The sequence below is a fragment of the Achromobacter sp. UMC71 genome (assembly GCF_014170305.1).
In the GTDB taxonomy this organism is placed as follows: domain Bacteria; phylum Pseudomonadota; class Gammaproteobacteria; order Burkholderiales; family Burkholderiaceae_B; genus Achromobacter.
Window position 1 is genome coordinate 393135 of record NZ_LZZT01000031.1, and the last position, 23309, is coordinate 416443.

General features: G+C 68.3%; 20 protein-coding genes. 13 read left to right on the forward strand and 7 right to left on the reverse strand.

The window, feature by feature from the left end; genetic code table 11:
- Nucleotides 1–37: 37 nt before the first annotated feature.
- Together A9974_RS15980 and A9974_RS15985 are read right to left on the reverse strand one after the other, a co-directional pair.
- A complete protein-coding gene (locus A9974_RS15980; protein ID WP_183005133.1) occupies nucleotides 38–868 on the reverse strand; it encodes a phosphoenolpyruvate hydrolase family protein in 831 nt (276 codons plus the stop codon).
- An 11-nt stretch (nucleotides 869–879) separates the two neighbouring features.
- Nucleotides 880–2091, reverse strand: coding sequence for a Tm-1-like ATP-binding domain-containing protein (locus A9974_RS15985; protein WP_183005134.1), 1212 nt, complete (start codon nucleotides 2089–2091; stop codon nucleotides 880–882).
- 162 nt (nucleotides 2092–2253) lie between these two features.
- On the opposite strand from A9974_RS15985, the gene A9974_RS15990 reads away from it, so the two are divergent.
- On the forward strand, nucleotides 2254–2937 hold the full coding sequence (locus A9974_RS15990; RefSeq protein WP_255468198.1) for a TetR/AcrR family transcriptional regulator: 684 nt from the start codon (nucleotides 2254–2256) through the stop codon (nucleotides 2935–2937).
- Nucleotides 2938–3075: 138 nt separating this feature from the next.
- Nucleotides 3076–4713: an S-layer protein gene (locus A9974_RS15995; RefSeq protein ID WP_183005136.1), complete on the forward strand. Its 1638-nt coding sequence runs from the start codon at nucleotides 3076–3078 to the stop codon at nucleotides 4711–4713.
- Between the two features lie 91 nt (nucleotides 4714–4804).
- Here A9974_RS15995 and A9974_RS16000 read toward each other — a convergent pair whose 3' ends face one another.
- From A9974_RS16000 to A9974_RS16015, 4 genes are read right to left on the reverse strand one after another with little or no spacing between them, the layout of a single operon-like run.
- A complete protein-coding gene (locus A9974_RS16000; RefSeq protein ID WP_183005137.1) occupies nucleotides 4805–6151 on the reverse strand; it encodes an aspartate aminotransferase family protein in 1347 nt (448 codons plus the stop codon).
- 13 nt (nucleotides 6152–6164) lie between these two features.
- Complete coding sequence (locus tag A9974_RS16005) at nucleotides 6165–7217, reverse strand: phosphotransferase (protein WP_183005138.1); 1053 nt, start codon at nucleotides 7215–7217, stop codon at nucleotides 6165–6167.
- A gap of 10 nt (nucleotides 7218–7227) precedes the next feature.
- Nucleotides 7228–8256, reverse strand: a complete 1029-nt coding sequence (locus A9974_RS16010) for a histone deacetylase family protein (RefSeq protein ID WP_183005139.1) — start codon at nucleotides 8254–8256, stop codon at nucleotides 7228–7230.
- Nucleotides 8253–8978 (reverse strand): GntR family transcriptional regulator, encoded by a 726-nt coding sequence (locus A9974_RS16015; protein WP_183005140.1) that lies wholly within the window; start codon nucleotides 8976–8978, stop codon nucleotides 8253–8255. Before A9974_RS16015 ends, A9974_RS16010 begins: the two co-directional genes overlap by 4 nt.
- Nucleotides 8979–9140: 162 nt before the next feature.
- Between A9974_RS16015 and A9974_RS16020 the strand changes: the two genes are divergently transcribed.
- From A9974_RS16020 to A9974_RS16055, 8 genes are all read left to right on the forward strand, one after another.
- On the forward strand, nucleotides 9141–9908 hold the full coding sequence (locus A9974_RS16020; RefSeq protein ID WP_183005141.1) for a class II aldolase/adducin family protein: 768 nt from the start codon (nucleotides 9141–9143) through the stop codon (nucleotides 9906–9908).
- A gap of 52 nt (nucleotides 9909–9960) precedes the next feature.
- Entirely contained in the window at nucleotides 9961–11526 is a 1566-nt protein-coding gene (locus A9974_RS16025) for an ABC transporter substrate-binding protein (protein WP_183005142.1), read from the forward strand.
- A 31-nt stretch (nucleotides 11527–11557) separates the two neighbouring features.
- A complete protein-coding gene (locus A9974_RS16030) occupies nucleotides 11558–12532 on the forward strand; it encodes an ABC transporter permease (RefSeq protein ID WP_183005143.1) in 975 nt (324 codons plus the stop codon).
- Complete coding sequence (locus A9974_RS16035) at nucleotides 12529–13374, forward strand: ABC transporter permease (protein ID WP_183005144.1); 846 nt, start codon at nucleotides 12529–12531, stop codon at nucleotides 13372–13374. The genes A9974_RS16030 and A9974_RS16035 overlap by 4 nt, the downstream gene beginning before the upstream one ends.
- Nucleotides 13371–15071 carry an ABC transporter ATP-binding protein gene (locus A9974_RS16040; RefSeq protein WP_183005145.1) on the forward strand — a complete coding sequence of 567 codons (1701 nt, stop codon included), beginning with the start codon at nucleotides 13371–13373 and terminating at the stop codon, nucleotides 15069–15071. Before A9974_RS16035 ends, A9974_RS16040 begins: the two co-directional genes overlap by 4 nt.
- Nucleotides 15068–16048, forward strand: a complete 981-nt coding sequence (locus A9974_RS16045) for a glyoxylate/hydroxypyruvate reductase A (RefSeq protein WP_183005146.1) — start codon at nucleotides 15068–15070, stop codon at nucleotides 16046–16048. The genes A9974_RS16040 and A9974_RS16045 overlap by 4 nt, the downstream gene beginning before the upstream one ends.
- 136 nt (nucleotides 16049–16184) lie before the next feature.
- The gene (locus A9974_RS16050; RefSeq protein WP_183005147.1) at nucleotides 16185–17375 is read left to right on the forward strand and encodes an NAD(P)/FAD-dependent oxidoreductase; all 1191 of its coding nucleotides are present in this window, start codon (nucleotides 16185–16187) and stop codon (nucleotides 17373–17375) included.
- Nucleotides 17372–17812, forward strand: coding sequence for a DUF1641 domain-containing protein (locus A9974_RS16055; RefSeq protein WP_183005148.1), 441 nt, complete (start codon nucleotides 17372–17374; stop codon nucleotides 17810–17812). The genes A9974_RS16050 and A9974_RS16055 overlap by 4 nt, the downstream gene beginning before the upstream one ends.
- A gap of 124 nt (nucleotides 17813–17936) precedes the next feature.
- On the opposite strand, the gene clpB is transcribed toward A9974_RS16055, so the two are convergent.
- Nucleotides 17937–20543 carry an ATP-dependent chaperone ClpB gene (gene clpB / locus A9974_RS16060; protein ID WP_183005149.1) on the reverse strand — a complete coding sequence of 869 codons (2607 nt, stop codon included), beginning with the start codon at nucleotides 20541–20543 and terminating at the stop codon, nucleotides 17937–17939.
- Nucleotides 20544–20683: 140 nt separating this feature from the next.
- Here clpB and A9974_RS16065 point away from each other — a divergent pair, with 140 nt between their 5' ends.
- The 3 genes from A9974_RS16065 to A9974_RS16075 all read left to right on the forward strand — a co-directional run bounded on the left by A9974_RS16065 (nucleotide 20684) and on the right by A9974_RS16075 (nucleotide 23221).
- A complete protein-coding gene (locus A9974_RS16065) occupies nucleotides 20684–21118 on the forward strand; it encodes a gamma-glutamylcyclotransferase (RefSeq protein WP_183005150.1) in 435 nt (144 codons plus the stop codon).
- 166 nt (nucleotides 21119–21284) lie between these two features.
- Complete coding sequence (locus A9974_RS16070; protein ID WP_183005151.1) at nucleotides 21285–22013, forward strand: helix-turn-helix domain-containing protein; 729 nt, start codon at nucleotides 21285–21287, stop codon at nucleotides 22011–22013.
- 17 nt (nucleotides 22014–22030) lie between these two features.
- Entirely contained in the window at nucleotides 22031–23221 is a 1191-nt protein-coding gene (locus A9974_RS16075; protein ID WP_255468182.1) for a hypothetical protein, read from the forward strand.
- Nucleotides 23222–23309: the final 88 nt, after the last annotated feature.

Genomic DNA, 23309 nt, shown 5'->3' on the forward strand with positions numbered 1-23309 from the left:
CGCCTTGCGCCGGGGCCGGTGCGGATGAAGGGGAACGTCAGAACGTCAACTGCTTGAACTCGCGGGTAGCGGCGGTCAGCGCCTGTTCGGTGGGCAGGCGCTCCATCGAGCTGGCGCCATAGAAGCCATGGCAATGCTTGCAATGGCGCAGGATGTGGGCCGCGTCTTCGGGCGTGGCGATCGGGCCGCCGTGGCACAGCACGATCACGTCTGGCCGCACCGCCAGGGCCGCGGCCGCGATGCGGTCGATGGCGGCCACGCAGTCGTCCAGCGTCAGCGCGGTTTCAGCGCCGATGGAGCCGCCGGTGGTCAGGCCCATGTGCGCCACGATGATGTCGGCGCCGGCCTGCGTCATCGCCACGGCATCGTCTTCGTTGAACACGTAGGGCGTGGTCAGCAGGCCCTTTTCGTGGGCCAGGCGGATCATGTCGACTTCCAGCGCGTAGCCCATGCCGGTTTCTTCCAGGTTGGCGCGGAAGGTGCCGTCGATCAGGCCCACGGTGGGGAAATTCTGCACGCCGGCAAAGCCCTGGCGCTTCAGGTCATCCAGGAACAGGTCGAAATCGCAAAACGGATCGGTGCCGTTGACACCGGCCAGCACGGGGGTGTGCTTGACCACGGGCAGCACTTCGCGGCCCATGTCGACCACGATGTCGTTGGCGTTGCCGTAGGCCAGCAGGCCGGCCAGCGAGCCGCGTCCGGCCATGCGGTAGCGGCCCGAGTTGTAGATCACGATGAGGTCGATGCCGCCCGCTTCCTCGCACTTGGCGGACAGCCCGGTACCTGCGCCGCCGCCCACGATGGGGGTACGGGCGCGCACCATGGCGCGAAACTTGTCCAGCAGTTGGTGACGGTCAAAACGCGGCATGGCGAAGGTCCTCAGTGGGTAGCGATGTCAAGGTAATGATCGACCGCGGTCTGGGCGAACAGCGGGTCGTTGATGTGGCAGGGGACCCGGATCAGGCGCCGGTCGGCGGTCTGCACCAGGTTGGCTTCCAGCGCCGCGAACAGCGCGGCGTCGGCCTGCGGGTCCCAGAACGCCTGGCCCGGCGCGTCCAGCGCCGACACGCCGCCTTGCGGGATCAGGAAGCGCACGGGGCCGTCGCAACGGTTCAGCCTGGCGGCGATCCATTCGCCCTGCCGCTTGTTTTCTTCTACCGTGGTGCGCATCAGCGTCACCTGCGGATTGTGGGGATAGAACGTGCGGCCCTGGTAGCGTTCGGGCACGGAATCCATGCTGCCGAAGTTCACCATGTCCAGCGCGCCGCAGGACCCCACATACGGCGCGCGCGTACGCGCCACCGCGCCGAAGCGGTCTTCGGTGCAGGCCAGCACGCCGCCAAACAGGAAGTCGCAGACTTCGGTAGTGGTCAGGTCCAGCACGCCGGCCAGCAGATGGCTGTCCAGCAGTTTTTCCATCGACTGGCCGCCCGTGCCGGTGGCGTGAAACACCAGGCAGTCAAAGCGCGATTCGAGCAGCGGCGTCACCTGCTGCACGCAGGCGGTGGTGACGCCGAACATGGTGATGCCCACGGCGGGCCGGCTGTCGTCGGCGGTGGCGCTGGCAGCCTGGCGGAACGCCCCGCCGATGGCGCCCGCGGCATTGGCCAGCACGCGGCGCGAGATGCGATTCAGGCCCGCCACGTCGGTCACCGAATACATCATGGCGATGTCCGACGGGCCGACGTACGGCGCGACGTTGCCGGACGCCATGGTCGAGACCATCAGCTTGGGCACGCCGATGGGCAGCGCCTGCATGGCGGGCGTGATCAACGCGGTGCCGCCCGATCCGCCCAGGCCCAGCAAGGCGCCGATGGCGGGGCTGCCGGCGGCATAGCGTTCAAACGCCAGCGCCATGGCGGCGATGGCCGTGCCACGGTCGCCGGTGAAGACGGCTTGCGCACCCTGCGGGTGGCTGTTGGCGACCTCGCGGGCCTGCACGCTGGCCACGCTGGCCGCGCCGGTGGTGGACACGTCCACGGTGACCACGTCCAGCCCTTCCCGCTTGAGCAGGCCGGCGACGTATTCGGCCTCGTGGCCCTTGGTGTCGTAGGTGGCGGCCACGTAGACCCGCCGGTTCGCATGCGTCATGACTCCTCCGCGGGCGGCTACACTCGGTGCGCGCCTCGATATGTGTGAGGCCGCCAGGGCCTGTAGAATCTAGAAATGAGACGAAAGAATCATACTGAGACACCTGTCTCACGTCAAACCGAAACCGCCTCCCGCAAGGCGCCTCCCGCGGCTGTCGCGCGCCTGATCGCGCCCGCCAGCCGGCAGGCCGCCGCCAGCGGCGAGCCGCCCCACGGGCCGCGCGCCCGCATGCGCAAGACCCTGCTCGATACCGCCCAGCGGTTGATGGCCCAGGGCATCACGCCATCGGTCGCCGAGCTGGCCGAGCACGCGCAGGTATCGCGCGCCACCGCCTACCGCTACTTTCCCAGCCAGAGCGCGTTGATCGCCGCCGTGGTGGACGAAAGCCTGGGCCCGATCCTGGCGTGGGATTCCAAGGCGCCGGACGCCGCCGCCCGCGTCGATGAACTGCTGCGCTTTGCCTATCCACGGCTGGAAGCGCACGAAGCGCCGTTGCGCGCGGCCATCCAGGTATCGCTGCAGCAGCACGCCGAGGCCAGCGCGGGCCGCGCCGGCAACGAGCCGCGGCTGGTGCGCGGCCACCGGGTCGACATCCTGAAGCGCGCCATCGCGCCGCTGGCCGACGTGCTGACGCCGGCGCAACAGGACCGCGTGGCGCAAGCGCTGTCATTGGTCTACGGCACCGAGGTGTTCCTGGTGCTGAAAGACATCTGGGGACTGCCATTGCCCGCCGTCACCGAGGTGGCGCGCTGGACCGCCAATGCCATCATCCGGCAGGCGCTGGCCGAAGCCGGCGCGGCCGCGGACGGCACTCCGGGCAAGCCGGCCGCCCCGCGCAAGCGCTAGCGCGCCATGGCCGGCGGCGCGAACGCCGGCCATGTCCCCCGGCGCACCGATCTGTCATTCCCCCGTCACTCACGGGCCGCATAGTGCGGGCCTTTGCGGCGCCGCGTGTTGCGGGCCGCCGTGACCCTGGAGTCTGGAATGCAGTTCGAAGTATCCCGCCTGCGGCGGGCCATCATGCCTTTGTCGCTGGCCTGCGTAACCCTGCTGAGCGCCTGCGGCGGCAGCGACGACGATGATGAGGCGAGCCCCCCGCCGCCGGTGGTGACCAGCCCAACCCCGCCCGTGCAGACAGGCGCCTGGAGCACCGGCGACCTGCACGTGCACACGATCCAGTCCAATGACGCCCAGGTGACCCTGGAAAGCGTGCTGGATCAGGCGTTTGACCGCTACAAGCTGGACTGGGCCGCGCTGTCGAACCACCTGCGCATGTCCGACCGCGACAACACCGGCGCGGCCATTCCCGGCGGTTCCGTCCCCTTCTCCACGGGCATGGCGCAGTACGAAGTGCCATTCATCAAGCAGGCGCAGGCCGCGGGCCGCTACGCCGGCAAGATCATCTTCTCGTCGTTCGAGTGGGACATGCCCACGCACGACCACGTCAACATCGGCATCGGCGTGAACGATCCGATGTCGGCCAAGTCGCTGCGCGCGGTGGCCGAGTACGAGTACCTGTACACCAACAAGGCGGCCAACCTGTTCGACGCGCAACTGGTGGCCGACCTGGCCGGCCAGCCGCGCGCCTTCACCACGCACGCCGATTCGCTGACGGCCCTGCAATGGCTGCGCGACAAGCATCCGGACAGCTACCTGCTGCTGAACCATCCGTCGCGCTACGCCGGCAAGTACACCATCGGCCAGCTGCGTGAAATGCACGACCTGGCGCCGTCGATCTTCTTCGGCATCGAAGGCATGGTCGGCAACCAGATGGAACCGGACCGCGGCGGCTACGCCGAGGCCTACACGCCCGTCAACCTGCCCAACCGCACCTATGGCGGCGTGGACTACCTGGTCGCCAAGGTCGGCGGCACCTGGGACGCGCTGCTGGGCGAAGGCCGCCGCATCTGGAACGTGGCCGATTCGGACTTCCACTTCCGCACCGCCTCGGGCCAGTACAGCAGCGGCTACGCGCCCGGCGAGTACGCCAAGACCTACGTCTGGAAGGACGGCAAGGACATGGCGGCCGTGGTGGCCGGCTTGAAGAGCGGCCGCATGTTCGGCGTGTTCGGCGACCTGATCGACGCGCTGGAATTCCAGGCGCGGGGCGCCTCGGGCACGGCCAACATGGGCGGCGAACTGGTGGCGGCCAGGGGCGAACAGGTGGAAGTGACGATCCGCTTTCGCAGCCCGGACAGCAACCACTACGAGTACCCGATCGAAAGCGGCAACCCCACCTACGTCAAGCCCACCGTGCACCACGTGGACCTGATCGTGGGCGACGTGGGCCCGCGCGCCGCGCCCGGCACGCCGGCGTACGACAACGCCACCAACCCCAGCACCCGCGTGCTGGCGCGCTACACCCGCGCCGACTGGACCGTGGACAAGGACGGCTACAACGTCATCAAGGTCAAGCTGACCGCCGACAAGAGCCAGTACCTGCGCCTGCGCGGCACCAACCTGGGGCCGGACGTGGCCGGCGAAACCGTCGCGGGCGAACCGCAGCCCGACCTGAAAGTCGACGTGACCGACAACGCCGCGCGCTTCAATGCCATCAACGCCCGCAACTACAACGACCTGTGGTTCTACTCGAACCCGGTATTCGTGACCGTGAAGCAGTAAGGCAGTCTCGCGGGGTACGGCCCGCGTTTCATCCATGAAGAAATGGCCGCGGGCATGCAGATGCCCGCGGCCATTTTTCATTGCAGCGGCGCTACAGCGCGGCCAGCGTCTCGTCCAGCGCCGCGACCAGCACATCGGCGTCGGCAGCGGAAAATGGCAGCGGCGGGCGGATCTTCAGCGTGTTGGCGTGCTCGCCGGCGCTGCCGGTCAGCACCTGCCGGTCGCGCAGGCCATTGACCACGCGCGCAGCCTCTTGCGTGGCCGGCTCGCGCGTGCGGCGGTCGCGCACCAGCTCGACGCCGATGAACAACCCCGCGCCGCGCACGTCGCCGATCAGGTCGTGGCGCTTGGCCAGCCCTTGCAGCCGCTCGCGCAAATAGTGGCCGACCCGTTCGGCGTGCGGCATCAGCGCTTCTTCCTGCACCGTGCGCAACACGGCCAGCCCGGCTGCGGCCGAGACGGGATTGCCACCGAAGGTGTTGAAGTAGCGCCCGTTGCGGCCGAACGCCTCCAGCACTTGCGGCCGCGCGGCCACTGCGGCCACCGGATGACCGTTGCCCAGCGGCTTGCCCATGGTGACCAGGTCCGGCTCGACGCCGTGGCGCATGAAGCCCCACATCGCCTGGCCGGTACGGCCCATGCCGGCCTGCACTTCGTCGGCAATGAACAGGCCCCCGGCATCGTGGATGGCCTGGACGGCCTCGCGCAGAAAACCCGCCGGCGCGGCCTGCACGCCATCGCTGGAGAATATGGTGTCGACCAGCAGCGCGGCCGGACGCAGGCCTTGCGCCGCCAGGTCCGCGACCGCCTCGCGCACGGCTTGCGCCAGCGCCGGGCCCACGGCGTCGGCGCCCTGGCGATAGGTGTCCGGCGCGGTCACGGTGCGCACGGTCTGTCCCAACGTCACATAGCGGCCCAGCGAGGGCGACGCCTGCGCGATGGACAGCGTCACGCCGTGATAGGCAAAGCGCGTCACGATCAGGCCTGTGCCGCCGGTATGCGCCTGCGCGATGCGCAGCGCCAGATCGTTGGCCTCGCTGCCGGTGCAGGTGAACATCACCTGCCCCAGGCCGGGCGGAAACGTCGCCAGCAACTGCTCGGCGTAGTCCAGCACCGTTTCGTGCACATAGCGGGTGTGCGTGTTCAGCACCGAGGCCTGCCGCGTGATCGCCTGGACCACGGCTGGATGGCAATGACCCAGCGGCACCACGTTGTTGTAGGCGTCCAGATACGGCTTGCCCTGCGCGTCGTACAGCCACACGCCCTCGCCACGCACGAGGTGAAGGGGCGAATCGTAGAACAGGCGGTAGGCCGGCCCCAGCAATTGCTGGCGGCGGGCGATCAGCGCCGCGGTGTGGGCGGCGCCGTCGGCGGCGGCGCGGCAAGGGGCGTTTTGAGACAAGGCGGCAGCGGGCGCGCCGGGTTGCGTCACAGACATGGTCACCGCCCTCCTATTGAATGTCACATGCCGCGCGCAGGCGCGCGCGCGCCGCGTCGCGGTCGATGCCGTCGCAGGCCTGCAGCCTGGCCCAGGACACGGCGTTGTTGCGCAGGATGTAGCCGCTGTTCTCGGGATAACGCGCCGCGCGCCAGCCGCCGATGGCGACCACCATCACCAACCGCGCCACCATCAGGTCGAACAGCACGTCCAGTTCGGCCGGCGTCAGCGGGCTGACGGCGTGATACGCCGCGGTGAAGGCCACCGCGGGCGCCAGCGCGTCGTCGCCCGGCTCCAGCTGATACGACGCCGCCACCGCCACGTCATTGACCAGCGGCGCGCGCACCATGTCGCCGAAATCCAGGATGCCGGCGATGCGGTCCGGGTCGGCGGGATCGACCAGCACGTTGTACAGGTTCAGGTCGTTGTGGATGGCCTGGGCGCGCAGCCCCGGCAGCGCCGGCTTGGCGTGGTCGACAAAGCGCGCCAGGCCGCGTTCGGCCAGCGCCCGCCGCGCGGGATCGGCCACATGCGCGAGCAGGGGCGCCACTTCGTCCGTGCGCTGGATGTCCCAGGGCAGGTCCAGCGCGCCGGCCGGATGTTCGAAGCCGCGCAGGGCCAGCCCCAGCCGCGCCAGCGTGCGCGCCAGGTTGCCGCGCTGCGCCGCCGAGCGCGGTGCGTCCGGCAGCGGCAGCCCCGGCAGGTAGGTGAACAGCCGCAGCACGCGCGGCGGCGCAGCGGGCGTTTCCAGCCAGACGCACGGCTCGCCGCTGGCGGCCAGCATCACGCGCTGCACCGGCAGGCCCGGATCGGCCTGCTCGATATGGCGTAACGCGCGCGCCTGGAAGTCCGCCACGCGCGCATCTTCGGCCGGGTGCGAGAACTTCAGCACATATTCGCAGCCGTCGCCGGCGCGCAGGTGGAAATTGCGGTCGCGCTCGCCGGCCAGCCGGCGCACGTCGGCAACGATGCCGAAGTGGCGCCGCGCCAGCTGCGCGGCCTGCGCCTCGCCGATATCCGGCGAGGCCGCGGCCAACACGTCCTGGGCGCAGTCCTGATCGATCATGGCGGGTTCCTCAGGCGGCGGAATCGAAGCCGCGCAGCGCGCTGGCCAGATTGGGGCCGAGGTCGTCGGACAGATAGCCGCCTTCCTGCACCAGCACGGTGGGCAGGCCCAGCCTGGCCACTTCGGCCAGGATGCGGCCGAAGCCCTCAGTGGTGACCGCCAGCCCCTTGTAGGGGTCGCGTTCGTGGGCGTCCAGCCCCAGCGCCACCACCAGCGCGCCCGGCGCGAAAGCCTGGATGTCCAGGCACACGCGGCGCAGCGCGGCCAGGTAGCCGTCATCGCCCGTGCCCACCGGCAGCGGGCGGTTGATGTTGTAGCCCAGGCCGTCGCCTTCGCCGGTTTCATGGGCGTGGCCGACGAAGAACGGCGTGGTGTTGTGCGCGTCGGCATGCATCGACACCGTCAGCACGTCGGCGCGGCGATAGAAGATGCCTTGGGTGCCGTTGCCGTGGTGCACGTCCAGGTCCAGGATGGCGACCCGGCGGTGCGCGGTGCGCAGGTGCTGGGCCGCGATGGCGGCGTTGTTCAGGTAACAGAAGCCGTTGGCGCGATCCACATAGGCATGGTGGCCGGGCGGGCGGCACAGCGCGTAGGCGCTGCGTTCACCGTCCAGCACCAACTGGGCGGCATGGGTGGCGCAGTGCGCCGACCAGGCGGCCGCTTCCCAGGTGCCCGCGCCAATGGGGCAGGCCGTGTCGCCCATGTGGTAGCCGGCCAGGCCGACGATGTGCTCGGGGTAGGTGCAGGGCTGGCCCGGAAACGGATGGACGTTGGCCACCACTTCTTCCGAAGCGTCGGGCAATTCGCGCCAGCGCGCATAAGCCGTTTCCAGAAAGCGCAGGTACTGCGGCGTATGCACGGCCGCGCGCGGCGCCGCACCGTGGTCGTCCGGCGTGATGATCCGGTGGCCGTCACGCTCCACCGCCGCCAGCAGGCGGGCACCGCGCTCGGGCTGTTCGTTGCTGCGCTTGACCTTGCCGCGCACGATGAAAAACTGCGGATCATGAAGCTGGTGCTTATCGCTGTAGACGACTTTCATGGCTTGACGCTGCCCCTTGGTTTTTCGCCCGCCGCGCCATGCTGCGAGACGAACAGGTTGCGGACGTGCTCCCAGGCATCGTCCAGATGAACCTTCATGCAGGCCTGAGCAGCCTGCACGTCACGCCGCGCCAACGCGTCCAGGATCGGTTGGTGCGTGGACGCGACCAGCTCCGGATCTTGGTAGACGTTGTCGATCAGCGAAATGATCATGCGCATTTCGGTCTGGGTGCTGGAGAACAGGCGCAGCAAATACGCATTGCCCGACAGCTCGCAGATCAGGGTGTGGAAACTCAGGTCCAGCTCGATGCGGCGATGCTGCGGCGCATCGGCCGCCTCGGCGATCATCCGCTGCAGCAACTGGGTCAGGCGCGCCAGGCCGGCGGCGTCGGCGTGCTCGCAGGCGGCGGCCACGGCGGTCAACTCAAGGCTCAGGCGCACCTGGAACAGATCGTCGATCTCGCGCACCGACATCTCGCGCACGAAAAAGCCGCGCCGCGGCTTGGACACCAGAATGCCCTGGCGCTCCAGCCGGCGCGAAGCCTCGCGCACCGGCGCCCGGCTGATCGCCATCTGGCGGGCGATCTCGGCTTCGACCACGCGGCTGCCCGGTGGCAGCCGGCCCTGCACGATGGCCTGGGTGAGCCGGTCTTCGACCACGCCGACCAGGTCGGGAACATTGACGGATTCAAAAGCGTTAAGGGCGGCCGGGGTTTCAGGCATGGCGAGTCTCTGTCTGGGGTAAATGCGCTTGGCGCGTCAGCTATATAGCACCCCGTTTTTTCGCAGCATATCAGTGTTACTGCTAACTGTCGACAGTTGACGATCGACGCATAATGCCCAGCATCCGGCCCGCCGCCGCAGCCCCCCATCAAGGACGCATCAATGGCCCACTCCCAGGAATCCGCGCAGCCGATCAGCGCGGCGGAACAACAGACTCGCCGCGACCTGGCGGCGTGCTATCGCCTCATTGCCCATTTCGGCATGGACGACAGCATCTACACGCATATCTCGGCGCGCGTGCCGGGCGAGGAAGGCGCCTTCCTGATCAATCCGTACGGCCACCTGTTCCGCGACATCACGCCCGAATCGCTGGTCAAGGTCGGCTTCGACGGCCGCCCGGTGGCCCCCACGCCCTACGACGTCAACCCGGCCGGCTTCACCATCCATAGCGCCGTGCACATGGGCCGCCCCGACGCGGGCTGCGTGCTGCACACCCATACCGTGGCCGGCGTAGCCGTGTCGTCGCTGGCCTGCGGCCTGCAACCGGTGAACCAATGGGCGCTGCAGTTCTACAACCGCGTGGCGTACCACGACTACGAAGGCATCGCCCTGGATCTGGACGAACGCGAGCGCCTGGTCGCCGACCTGGGCCCGCACAACGCGATGATCCTGCGCAACCACGGCCTGCTCACCACGGGCGCCACGGTTGCCCAGGCCTTCATCCTGATGCTCAACCTGGACCGCGCCTGCCGCGTGCAGCTGGCAATCCAGTCCACCGGCCAGGCGACCTACCCCGTCAGCCCGCAGGTCAGCGAAAAGACCGCGCGCCAGTACGCCAGCGGCGACACCAACCGCCTGCCCGGCGCCCCGGACCCCAGCGAACGCGAATGGCGCGCGCTGTTGAAACTCGTCGAACCCGCCGGCGCCTGACCGCGCCGCGCTCCCCTTCCCGCCACCCCGGCCCCGTCACCAGGAGAACCTCATGAACCGACGCGACTTTCTGATTTCAAGCGCTGCCGCGGCCGGCTGGTGGAGCGGCGCCGCCGCCCTGCCCGCCTGGGCCGCGGCCGCGCGCAATGGCGTGCTGAACATCGCCGTGCAACCCGAGCCACCCGGCCTGATGCTGGGCATCGTGCAGAACGGCCCGACGCAGATGATCGGCGGCAACATCTACGAAAGCCTGTTGCGCTACGACGAAAAGCTGGAGCCCATGCCGGGCCTGGCCGCGTCCTGGACGGTCAACGACACCGCCACCGTCTACACCTTCACGCTCAAGCAGGGCGTGTTGTGGCATGACGGCAAGCCCTTCACCGCGCACGACGTGGTCTTCAGCGTCGACCAGTTCCTGCGCAAGACCCAGTCGCGGCTGCGCGCCGGCCTGGCCTTCGTCGACAGCATCAAGGCGCTGGACGACCACACCGTCGAATTCCGCCTGCCGCGCCCGTTCGGCCCTTTCCTGGGCCTGTTCGAAAGCGGCACCATGCCCATGGTCCCGCGCCATATCTACGAAGGCACCGACTACCTGAACAACCCGGCCAATAACACGCCCATCGGCACCGGCCCCTACAAGTTCAAGGAATGGCGCCGCGGCTCCTACATACAGCTGGTGCGCAACGAGCAATACCATGAGCCCGGCCTGCCCAGCGTGGAGACGGTGTACTTCCACGTCATTCCCGACGCCGCCTCGCGCGCCGCCGCGTTCGAATCCGGCAAGCTGGATGTGCTGCCCGGCGGCACCGTCGAATACTTCGACATCGCCCGCTTGAAGAGCCTGCCCAATGTGGACATCACCACCAAGGGCTGGGAATTCTTCGGCCCGCACTCCTTTCTTTGGCTGAACAACCGCCATCCGCTGCTGGGCGATGTGCGCGTGCGCCGCGCCATCATGTATGCGCTGGACCGCGAAGCCATGCGCAACGTGGCCTGGTACGGCTTTGGCAAAGTGGCGACCGGCCCGTTCAACAGCAGCGTGCGCTACCACACCGACGACGTCACGCGCTATCCGCGCGACGTGGCGCGCGCCAAGCAATTGCTCAAGGAAGCTGGCTACAAGGGCCAGACCCTGCGCCTGCTGCCGCTGCCCTATGGCGAGACCTGGCAGCGCTTCGCCGAAATCGTCCGGCAGAACCTGGCCGAAGCCGGCATCAAGTTGGAAATGACGGCCACCGACGTCGCCGGCTGGAGCGAAAAGACCGCCAACTGGGACTACGACATCGCCTTCTGCTACCTGTACCAGTATGGCGACGCGGCCCTGGGCGTCAGCCGCAACTACCTCACGTCCACGATCGCCAAAGGCTCGCCCTGGAACAACGTCGAGGGCTACAGCAACCCCAAGGTCGACGACCTGTTCGAACGCGGCGCGCGCGAAGCCGACCCCGAGGCCCGCCGCAAGCTGTACGAAGAAGTCCAGCGCGTCCTGGTCGACGACGTGCCGGTGGCCTGGCTGCTGGAATTGCAGTTCCCCACGCTGTATCGCAACAACGTCAAGAACCTGATCAATTCAGGCATCGGCTTGAACGACAGCCTCGCGCGCGCCACGCTGGCCTGAACCGCGCCGATCCAGACTGGGGGAATGCCGCATGAAGAAACTCGCTTACCTGATGCGCCGCATCGTGCAGGGCCTGCTGGTGCTGGCCCTGATCGCGGTCATCAATTTCCTGCTGATCCGCGCCGCGCCCGGCGATCCGGCCACCGTCATGGCCGGGGAAGCCGGCGCTTCCGACGAAGTCTTCATGGCGCAGGTACGCGAACGCTTCGGACTGGACAAGCCCCTGCCGCAGCAACTGGCCACCTATCTGAGCCACGCCGCGCGGCTGGACCTGGGGGATTCGTACCGGCAGCAACGTCCGGTCATGAGCCTGATCGGCGAACGCCTGCCGGCCACGCTGCTCCTGACGCTGACCGCCTTCGTCGTGTCATTGACCGCGGGAGTGGCGCTAGGCGCCTGGACCAGTGCCCGCGCGGGGTCCTGGCTGGACAGCCTGGTCAGCACACTCTCGATGCTGTTCTACGCCACGCCGCTGTTCTGGCTGGCGCTGATGGGGGTGCTGCTGTTCTCGGTAAAGCTGGAATGGCTGCCGGGCTTCGGTTTTGAAACGGTGGGGGCGGGCCATGCGGGGCTGGCGCGCGTGGCCGATATCGCCAGCCACCTGGTGCTGCCGGCCGCCACGCTGGCGCTGTTCTACATGGCCGTGTATGCCCGCATGACGCGCACGGCCATGCTGGAGGTGGCGCAGATGGACTTCGTCAAGACCGCCCGCGCCAAGGGGCTGTCGCCGCGCCGCATCCAGCGCCGCCACATCCTCCGGAACGCGCTGCTGCCGGTCATCACCCTGGCCGGCATCCAGGCCGGCTCGATGGTGGGCGGCACGGTGCTGATCGAAACCGTGTTCGCGTGGCCCGGCATCGGCCGGCTGATGTTCGATGCCCTGGTGCAGCGCGACTACAACCTGCTGCTGGGCACGTTCCTGGTCACCGCGGCACTGGCCGTGGCCTTCAACATCATCACCGACCTGCTCTACACGCTGGCCGATCCGAGGATAGAACTGCAATGAACAACGGATTCTGGCGGCGTTTCCGCCGCAATAAAGGCGCGTTGGCCGGCCTGGCCGTGATGGCGGCGGTGCTGCTGCTGGCGCTGGCCGCGCCGCTGGTGGCCGCGCACGATCCCTGGGCCATGGTGCAGCGCCCCTTCCTGCCGCCGCTGGACATGGGCGGCCTGCCGTTCGGCACCGACACCATGGGCCGCGACATCGGTTCGGGCCTGGCCTACGGCGCGCGCATCTCGCTGCTGATCGGCCTGATCTCCACGCTGGCGGGCTTGCTCATCGGCGTGTCGGTCGGCGCGCTGGCCGGCTACTACGGCGGCTGGATCGATACCGGCCTGATGCGCTTTACCGAGCTGTTCCAGGCCATTCCCAGCTTCGCACTGGCCATTGTGCTGGTGGCGATATTCCAGCCCTCGGTCGGGTCCATCGTGACCGCCATCGCGCTGGTGTCGTGGCCACCCGTCGCCCGGCTGGTGCGCAGCGAGTTCCTGACGCTGCGCCACCGCGATTTCGTGCATGCCGCCCATCTGGCCGGCGAATCCAACCTGCGCATCATCATCACGCAGATCCTGCCCAACGCCGCCGCCCCCATCGTCGTGATGGGCTCGCTGATGGTGGCCACCGCCATCCTGCTGGAATCGAGCCTGAGCTTCATGGGCCTGGGCGACCCCAACGTGATGAGCTGGGGCTACATGATCGGCGCGGCCCGCACCGCGCTGCGCCAAGCCTGGTGGATCAGCCTGTTCCCCGGCGTGGCCATCCTGCTGACGGTGCTGGCGCTGAACCTGATCGGGGAAGGCCTGAGCGACGGCCTGAACACCCGGCTGGACCCGAGGAGCCGCGCATGAACCCCGCCGATATCCTCGCCCTCGACAAGCGGGCCGACAGCGTGCTGGCCGCCGAGCCGCTGGCCCCGGCCGCCGCCGACGCCCTGCTCGAGCTCCGCGGCCTGTCCATCCGCCTGCCCGCCGGCGCCGACCGTCCTTTGGCGGTGAAAGAGGCCAGCCTGTCCATCGGCCGAGGCGAAACCCTGTGCATCGTGGGCGAAAGCGGCTCGGGCAAATCCATGATCGCCAACGCCGTCATGGGCCTGTTGCCCCAGCCCATGGTAGCCCCGGTGGCCGGCGGCATCGTGTTCCAGGGCCATGACCTGCTGACGCTGGCCGAACCGCAATGGCGCGCCCTGCGCGGCAACCGTATCGGCATGATCTTCCAGGACCCGATGTCGGCGCTGAATCCGGTCATGCGCATCGGCGACCAGCTCAAAGAAGCGCTGGACGCGCACGTGAAGCTGTCGGCCGCCGACAAGCAGGCGCGCATCATCGGCGCGCTGCGCGACGTGCGCCTGCCGGACCCAGAAGGCATCGCGGCCAGCTACCCCGGCCGCCTGTCGGGCGGGCAACGCCAGCGCGTCATGATCGCCTGCGCGCTGATGCTGGAGCCGGCGCTGCTGATCGCCGACGAACCGACCACGGCGCTGGACGTCACCACCCAGGCGCAGATCCTGGACCTGATCCGCGACCTGCAGACCAGGCACGGCACCGCCGTGCTGTTCATCACCCACGATTTCGGCGTGGTCTCGCAGATCGCCGACCGCGTTGCCGTCATGCAGCTGGGCGAGATCGTCGAGGCCGGCACGGCCGACGAGGTGCTGGGCCGGCCCCGCCACGACTACACCCGCAAGCTGATCGCCGCGATTCCGCACGGCATGCCGGCAAGCGCCCGCAGCGCCGACCCGCAGCCGGTGCTGCTGGACGTGCGTGACCTGAAGAAAACCTACGTGTCCGGCGGCGGCCTGTTCCGGCGCGGCCGCGAAACCGCCGCCATGCGCGGCATCAGCTTCACGCTGCGGCGCGGCGAGGTGCTGGGCCTGGTCGGCGAATCCGGCTCGGGCAAATCCACGCTGGGCCGCTGCATCGCGGGCCTGTTGCCGCAGGACGATGGCCAGATCCTCTTCAACGGCCAGCCCCGCGGCGCGCGCCCGGCCATGGGCCGGGTGCAGATGGTGTTCCAGGACCCGCAGGCTTCGCTCAACCCGCGCCACACCGTGGGCCGTTCGATCATGGCCGGCCCGCTGGCGCAGGGCATGGCGCCCGAACGAGCCCGCGCCCGCGCGGCCGAACTGCTGCAACTGGTGGGCCTGAATCCGGACGCCGCCAGCCGCTACCCGCACGAGTTTTCCGGCGGCCAGCGCCAGCGCATCGGCATCGCCCGCGCACTGGCATCCGAGCCCGAACTGATCGTGGCGGACGAGCCCGTGTCGGCCCTGGACGTCTCGGTACAGGCGCAGGTGCTGGACCTGTTCGCCAGCGTGCGCGAACGCTTCCACCTGAGCATGCTGTTCGTCACCCACGACCTGCGCGTAGCCGCGCAGATGTGCGACCGCATCGCCGTCATGCAGCAAGGCCGCATCATCGAATGCGGGCCGGCCGCCCAGGTCATCCGCGAACCGCAACAGGCCTACACGCGCGAACTGGTACAGGCGGTGCCGGACTTTGCCAGCATCGTCTCTGGACGCGCCCGGCGCGCGGCGGTGGCCGCATGAGCGCCGTCCTCGCCGCCGCTGCCCCGGCCCTGGACCGGCCGCCCTGCGTTGCCCTGCTCAGCCGCGTGCTGGACATGCGCTACCTGGTGCCCGCCTTCCAGGCCCTGCGGCCCGACATCGCCTGGCGCACCGCCGACGACCTGGGCAACCCGGCCGACATCGACGCCGCGGTCTGTTGGCTGCCGCCCGCCGGCCTGCTGGCCGCGCTGCCCAACCTGCGCCTGATCCAGTCGATCGGCGCGGGCGTGGACCACCTCTACGCCGACCCGGCCCTGCCGCGCCACGTGCCGGTATGCCGCGTGGCCGAAGCCGGCATGGCGGCCGGCATGAGCACCTATGTGACCTGGGCGGTGATCCACCACCACCGCCACTTCCGCGACTATGTGCGCAACAGCGCCCAGGGCCTCTGGCGCGAAAGCCCCATCGTGCCGCCGTCCGAACACCGTGTCGCCATCGCCGGGCTGGGCCGGCTGGGCCTGGCTGCCGCGCAGGCGCTGGCCGCACTGGGCTACCGCGTGTCCGGCTGGAGCCGCACGCCCAAGCCAGACCTGCCGGCCGGCATCACCGGCCACCACGGCCCGGACGGCCTGCCGGCCCTGCTGGCGGAGGCCGACACGCTGGTGTGCCTATTGCCGCTGACTGACGACACCCGCGGCTTCCTCGGCGCCGCCACCTTCGCGCAGTTGCCCCGCGGCGCCCACGTGGTCAATGCCGGCCGCGGCGAACACCTGGACCCTGCCGCGCTGCTGGCGGCGCTGGACAGCGGCCAGTTGGCGTACGCCACGCTGGACGCCACGCCGCAGGAGCCGCTGCCATCGGACCATCCGCTGTGGCGCCATCCGAATGTGCTGGTCACCCCCCACATCGCCACCCGTACGCCGGCCGCGGCGATTGCCCGGCAAACGCTGGACAACCTGCGCACGGTGCTGGCGGGCGGCCGGCCCGGCACCTGCGCCGATCCCGCGCTGGGATACTGAGCCGCGTGCCTTCGCACGACCCGTGAGGATTCTCTTTTATAAGAAACAGTTATTTGATTGACCCGCCACCCCGCTCTTGCTACATATGAACGGGCAACTGCACTTGGTTCCTGATTATTCTCACTGGAGGATTTTTATGAGCAAGCGAATTGTTGTCGTAGGTGGCGGGGTCGGCGGCACCATGCTGGCCAACCAACTGGTTCATAAGCTGTATGCCGAGGTGTCTCGGGGCGAGGTCAGCATCCTGCTGCTGTCCGATTCGCCGGATCACTACTACAAGCCAGCCTTCATGTATGTGGCGTTCAACCTGTTCTTCCAGGAAGAACTCAAGCGCCCCGAACGTTCCCTGCTGCGCCCCGAAATCGAATTCCGCGTGGACAAGGTCACACGCTTCGATTTCAACACGCAGGAATTGGCCACGCGCAGCGGCAAGCGCTACGGCTACGACTACCTGGTGATTGCCACCGGCTGCGTGCCGGCCCCCGAGCGCATCGAAGGCCTGCGGGAAGCGGGCGACCATTTCTACCAATACGAGCCTGCCCGGCAACTGGCTGACCGGCTGTCCAGGATCGAACGGGGCCGCGTATTCGTCAGCGTCACGTTCCCCAAGACGCCCAACGTGCCGCACCAGTGCGGCATCGCCCCCATCGAAACCACGCTGATGCTGGACGACTACCTGCGCCGCCGGGGCGTTCGCGACCGTGTCGAGATCGTCTACACCTATCCCACCACCGCCCAGTTGCTGCGCAACTGCCTGTTCCTGCAGCAACCAACCTGCGAAGTCCTGCCCGCGATTTTCGAGCAGCGCGGCATCCGTTTTCAGCGCGGCTTCACGCTGGCCAAGGTGGACCCTGAACGCCGTATCGCCTATTCGGAGGAAGGCGCGGAGCAGCCGTTCGACATCCTGATGGCCACCCCGCCCATCCGCGCGGTGGACGCGGTGCTGGAGTCAGGCGCCTCGCAGGCGCCTGACAACGAAGGCTGGCTGCCCACCGATCACGAGACCCTGCAGGTCTACGGACTGCGCAATGTGTACGTGATTGGCGACACCGTGGACCTGCCCGTCAGCAAGGCCGGCGGCTCATGCCACAACCAGGCCCCGGTCATCGCCAACAACATCGCCGGCGAAATCCGGCTGGGCCACCCCACCAGTGTCTATGAAGGCCGTGTACAGGCCGTCGCACAGATGGGGCTGAACGCCGGCATGCCGCTCTGGTACGACTACACGCACGATGTACGGCCCACGCCGCCCACCAAGCTGGGCGGCTTGCTGCGCCATGGTTTCAACCGGGGCCTGTATTGGTCCGTCGCCAGGGGAATGCTATGAACGCCCATCACGACAACACCCTGCCGGCGGCCGACCGATGCGCCAGCGCCCTGGACGCGCCGCAAGCGATCGATGGCGGCGACAGCCTGACGCTGCTGGCGGACAAGCTGCGGCCCCTGGCCGACAGCGGACGGCTGGACAACGTGGTCGACCTGCTGGCGCTGGCTTCCGACCTGGTGGACCTGCTCGATGCGCCCATGGTGGAAAAACTGGGCGCCTTGTCGGAGCAGGCGTCGGGCGCCGCCTGGACGCTGGCCAATGCCTGGCGCGCGGCGCAGGCCCAGGGACTCAAGGAAGCGCAGCCGCCGGGTCTGACGGGCCTGTTCCAGCTATTCAGGGACGAGGACACCCGGCGCGGCCTGGCCCTGGCGCTGCGGTCGCTGCAAGGCCTGGGCAGACAGCTGCGCAACCAGCAGGAGGACTACGCGGCCCCATAGGACGCAGGTCGGGCGGCGCTGCCCAAAGCCGGCGCCAGACCGCAAAAAGGCCCCGCCCGGTTTCCCGGGCGGGGCCTTTTTTTGCTGCGCGAGGCCATGAGACCCGCGCAGCGGATGGCGCGGATTACTGCAGCGTGCGCGTAAAGACGAACTTGCCGTCGCGCCAGTCCACCGGCACCACGTCGCGCGGGCCGAACTGGCCTTCCAGGATCAACCGCGCGACCGGGTTCTCGATCTGCTGCTGGATCGCGCGCTTGAGCGGGCGGGCGCCAAACACCGGATCGAAGCCGCCGCGGGCCAGTTCCGCCAGCGCCGGTTCGGTCACTTCCAGGCGCATCTCCTGCTTTTCCAGGCGCTCGGCCAGGCGGCGCAGCTGGATGCGCGCAATGGACTCGATGTGCTGCGCTTCCAGGCCATGGAACACCACGACTTCGTCGATGCGGTTCAGGAACTCGGGCCGCAGCGTCTGCTTGAGCTCGTCCCAGACCACTTCCTTGACCACGTCGTAGGGCTTGCCGGCCAGGCTCTGGATATGGTGCGAACCCAGGTTCGACGTCATCACGATGACCGTATTACGGAAGTCCACCGTGCGGCCCTGGCCGTCGGTCAGGCGGCCATCGTCCAGCACTTGCAGCAGCACGTTGAAGACGTCCGGGTGCGCCTTTTCGACTTCGTCCAGCAACACCACGCTATACGGCTTGCGGCGCACGGCCTCGGTCAGGTAGCCGCCTTCTTCGTAGCCCACGTATCCGGGCGGCGCGCCGATCAACCGCGCCACCGAGTGCTTTTCCATGAACTCGCTCATGTCGATGCGGATCATGTGCTCTTCGGAGTCGAACAGGAACTCGGCCAGCGCGCGCGTCAGTTCGGTCTTGCCCACGCCGGTGGGGCCCAGGAACAGGAACGAACCGTAGGGGCGCGCGGGGTCCGCCAGACCGGCGCGCGAACGCCGGATGGCGTCGGACACCAGGCGCACGGCCTCGTCCTGGCCCACCACGCGCTTGTGCAGGTAGTCTTCCATGTGCAGCAGCTTTTCGCGTTCGCCCTGCATCATCTTGGACACCGGAATACCGGTGGCGCGCGACACGACCTCGGCGATTTCCTCGGCGCCGACACGGGTGCGCAACAGCCGCGGCCGGCCTTCGCCGCCTTCGGCTTCTTCGGCGGCCTGGGCCGCGCCCACTTCGGCGGCCTTCAGGCGCGCTTCCAGATCGGGCAGCTTGCCGTATTGCAGCTCGGCCAATTTGTCGAACTGGCCCTTGCGCTGCAATTCAGCCATTTCGGCGCGCACGCTGTCGATTTCTTCCTTGATGGCCTGGGTGCCTTGCACGGCGGCCTTTTCGGCCTTCCAGATTTCCTCGAAGTCGTTGTATTCGCGTTGCAGCTTTTGCAGTTCTTCCTCGATGACACCCAGGCGGCGCTTGGAGGCGTCGTCGGTTTCCTTCTTGACGGCCTCGCGCTCGATCTTGAGCTGGATGATGCGGCGGTCGAGCTTGTCCATCACTTCCGGCTTGGAATCGATTTCCATGCGGATGCGCGCGCCGGCCTCGTCGATCAGGTCGATGGCCTTGTCGGGCAGGAAACGGTCGGTGATGTAGCGGTGCGAGAGCTCGGCCGCGGCCACGATGGCCGGGTCGGTGATCTCGACGCCGTGATGGATTTCGTAGCGTTCTTGCAGGCCGCGCAGGATGGCGATGGTGGACTCGACATCGGGTTCGTCGACCAGCACCTTCTGGAAGCGGCGTTCCAGGGCGGCGTCCTTCTCGATGTACTTGCGGTATTCGTCCAGCGTGGTGGCGCCGATGCAATGCAACTCGCCGCGCGCCAGCGCCGGCTTGAGCATGTTGCCCGCGTCCATCGCGCCTTCGGCCTTACCGGCGCCGACCATGGTGTGCAGCTCGTCGATGAAGACGATGTTGCTGCCGTCGTCCAGCGACAGTTCTTTCAGCACGGCCTTCAGGCGCTCTTCGAATTCGCCGCGGAACTTGGCGCCAGCCAGCAGCGCGGCCAGATCGAGCGACAGCACGCGCTTGCCGCGCAGGGTTTCGGGCACTTCGTCGTTGACGATGCGTTGCGCCAGGCCTTCGACGATGGCGGTCTTGCCCACGCCGGGTTCGCCGATCAGGACCGGGTTGTTCTTGGTGCGGCGCTGCAGGATCTGGATGGTGCGGCGGATTTCGTCGTCGCGGCCGATCACCGGGTCGAGCTTGCCCTGGCGGGCGCGCTCGGTCAGGTCCATGGTGTACTTGGACAGGGCCTCGCGGTTGGATTCGCCTTCGGCGCCGGACACGTTTTCACCGCCGCGCACGGCATCGATGGCCGCTTCCAAGGCCTTTTTCTGCAGGCCCGCTTCACGCAGGATACGGCCGGCCTCGCCCTTGTCGTCGGCCAGCGCCAGCAGGAACAGCTCGCTGGCGATATAGGTATCGCCGCGGCGCGCGGCTTCCTTGTCGGTGCGGGTCAGCACGGACTGCAGATCGCGGCCCACCTGGACGTTGTCTTCGCCCTGCACCTGCGGCAGCGACTTGAAGGCGCTTTCCAGGGCCGGCTGCAGCCGGTTGACGGCCACACCGGCGCGCGCCAGCAGGCTGCCCGCGCCGCTGTCGGGGTCGGACAGGAGCGCCGACAGCACGTGGACGGGCTCGATATAGGGATGGTCGTTACGGGCGGCCAGACTCTGGGCGTCGGCCAAGGCTTGCTGAAACTTGGTAGTCAGTTTGTCGAATCGCATAATGGTCGTAGTGGCTTGTTGGGGAGCCTGACCGAAACACGCCGGCGGGCTCGATGACCTGAATATGCGGCCGGATGCGAGAATTTCAACACCTGGCCGGGCCTCGTGGACGGGATCCGCGTACAGCAACAATCTGAACTATGAGCATATACGTTTTTGTCTACGGCACGCTACGCGCGGGCGAAATCAATGATCTGGCGCAAGCCGCCGCCCGCCGCGGCCTGCCGCCCGCCCGCTACGTCGGCCCGGCCACGGTGCCGGGCGTGCTGGTGGACTTCGGCGCCTGGCCCGGGCTGATCCCGGTCGCGGACGGACGCCGGGTGCGGGGCGACCTCTACGAGGTCACCCCGGCGCTGGTCGCCCTGATGGACGAGATCGAGGAATACGCGCCCGGCCAGCCCTGCTGCTTCGTGCGCCGTCCCGTGCTGGCCCAGCCCCTGGCGCCGCCGGACGCCGCCCCCGTGGCTTGCGAGTACTACCCTATCGATCCCGCCCACCGCGGCGCGGCGGTGGACGTGGCGGACGACGACTGGGTCGCCTACCGGCGGGCCCGCGGCCCGCAGGCCGCCAGATAGACGCGAACCCAGCGCCCGCCGCGACAGCCGCAGGCCGGCCGCGAAGACTTGCGATAACCCGCTCCGTAAGACACCCGTAGTAACAACGGACTACAATAGATACCTGTCTCACGCTTTACGCCCGCCCCGGCTACCCGCCAGGCCCGGGCACTATAGAGGTCATCGTATGCAAAAACGGGTTCCCGTTGCCCCTGATGCCGCCCACTGTTCCACGTGTATGCTGGGCCACGTGTGTGTCCCGGTCGGCATGGCCGCCGCCGAAGTAGAAAAGCTCGACGAACTGGTGAAAGAGCGTGTGCGCCTTGAAAAAGGCAAGACGCTGTATTCGCTGGACCACCCGCTGGACGCCGTCTACGGCGTGCGCTTCGGTAGCCTGAAGACGCAGCTCGAAGACGCCACCGGCCAGATCCAGATCACCGGCTTTCACCTGCCCGGCGAAATCGTCGGCATGGACGGCATGCTGGACGGCAAGCACGTGTCGGCCGCCGTCGCGCTGGAAGACTCCGAGGTCTGCGTGATCCGCCTGACCGAAGTCGACCGCGTCGCCACGCACCTGCCGTCGCTGCAGCAGCAGTTCCGCCGCCTCATGAGCCGCGAGATCACCCGTTCGCACCAGATGCTGGCCTCGCTGGGATCGATGCGCTCGGAGCAACGCCTGGCCGCCTTCCTGCTGAACCTGTCGCAACGCTACGCATCGCTGGGCTATTCGTCCACCGAGTTCGTGCTGCGCATGAGCCGCGAGGAAATCGGCAACTTCCTGGGCCTGACGCTGGAAACGGTCAGCCGGCTGTTCTCGCGCTTTGCGCGCGATGGCCTGATCCGCATCAACCAGCGCGAAGTCCGCATCCTGGACCAGCCCGCGCTCAAGCAACTGCTGGGTCACGAAGGCTGCTGACCCAGCCTGCCCGCGCCATGCGCCGCGCGCCCGCCGCCCCTACGCCGACTGCGCACCGCTGGCGCGCCCCTCGGGCATGGGCAGGGGCGGCGCTTGCCCTGGCGCTGCTTTCGCCCCTGGGCGCGCGCGCGCAAACCCCGCTGCCCGACCCCTACGACTACGACGAGCCGGTGCCCGCGCCCAAACGCGTGGCCGTGCCACGCTGGCAGACGCTGGAACTGGGCAAGCCGGGGCGCCGCTACAAGATACCGGTTTATGCTAACCGGAACCTCGCGCGCGATGACCTGCGCGATATCAAGCAGATCGTCATCGTTTTTCATGGCGTCAGGCGCAACGCCGACAACTACTACGAAACCGCCGCCACGCTGCTGGCCGCCAACCCGGCCCGCGCCAACGACACCTTGATCCTGGCGCCGCGCTTTGTCGGCGTGATCGATTCGGGCTTCGCCGGCATGGCGGCCTGGCGCAAATCCAGCTGGGAAGACGGCGAAGACAGCGTACAGGCGGCAGGCCGCCCGGCGCCGGTCAGTGCGTTCCAGGTGATCGACGACCTGCTGCGCAGCCTGGACGACCGCAAGCGCCTGCCCACGCTGGCCGGCATCGTGCTGGCCGGGCATTCCGGCGGCGGCCAGCTGATCCAGCGCTACGCCGTGCTGAACCAGATCGACGGCCCGCTGCGCCGCGACGGCGTGGCGCTGCGCTACGTGGTGGCCAACCCCTCGTCCTACCTGTACCTCACCAACGAGCGCCCGCGCCCCGACGGCAAGGGCTACGCGCCCTACGAGCGCGGCATCTGCCCCACCTACAACCAATACAAGTACGGCACCGACAAGCTGCCCGCCTACGCCCGCGACGCCGACGACGCCAAGCTGTTCGTGCGCTACGCGGCGCGCGACGTGACCTACCTGCTGGGCGGCGCCGACAACAACCCCGAACACCGGCTGCTGGACAAGACCTGCGGCGCCGAAGCCCAGGGCGCGACCCGCCTGGCGCGCGGCACGGCCTATCTGCAATACGAACGCATCGTGGCCAACCGCGGCGCCAAGCCCGTGACGCTGCACCGCGCCGGCTTCGAAGTGACCGGCGTAGGACACGAGAACAAGGGCATGTTCAGCTCGGTCTGCGGTGTGCGCGCCTTGCTGGGCGAAAACGCCATCGCGCCCGCGGGCGCGGCCGCCTGCACGGTCATTGCGCCGCCAGGCAAGTAACGCCCCCCTCTGCTTGCAATCCGCCCCGCGGCGTGGCGCGCGACCTGCCGCCCGCCCACCAATTCTGACTAAAAACTGAACAAATTCA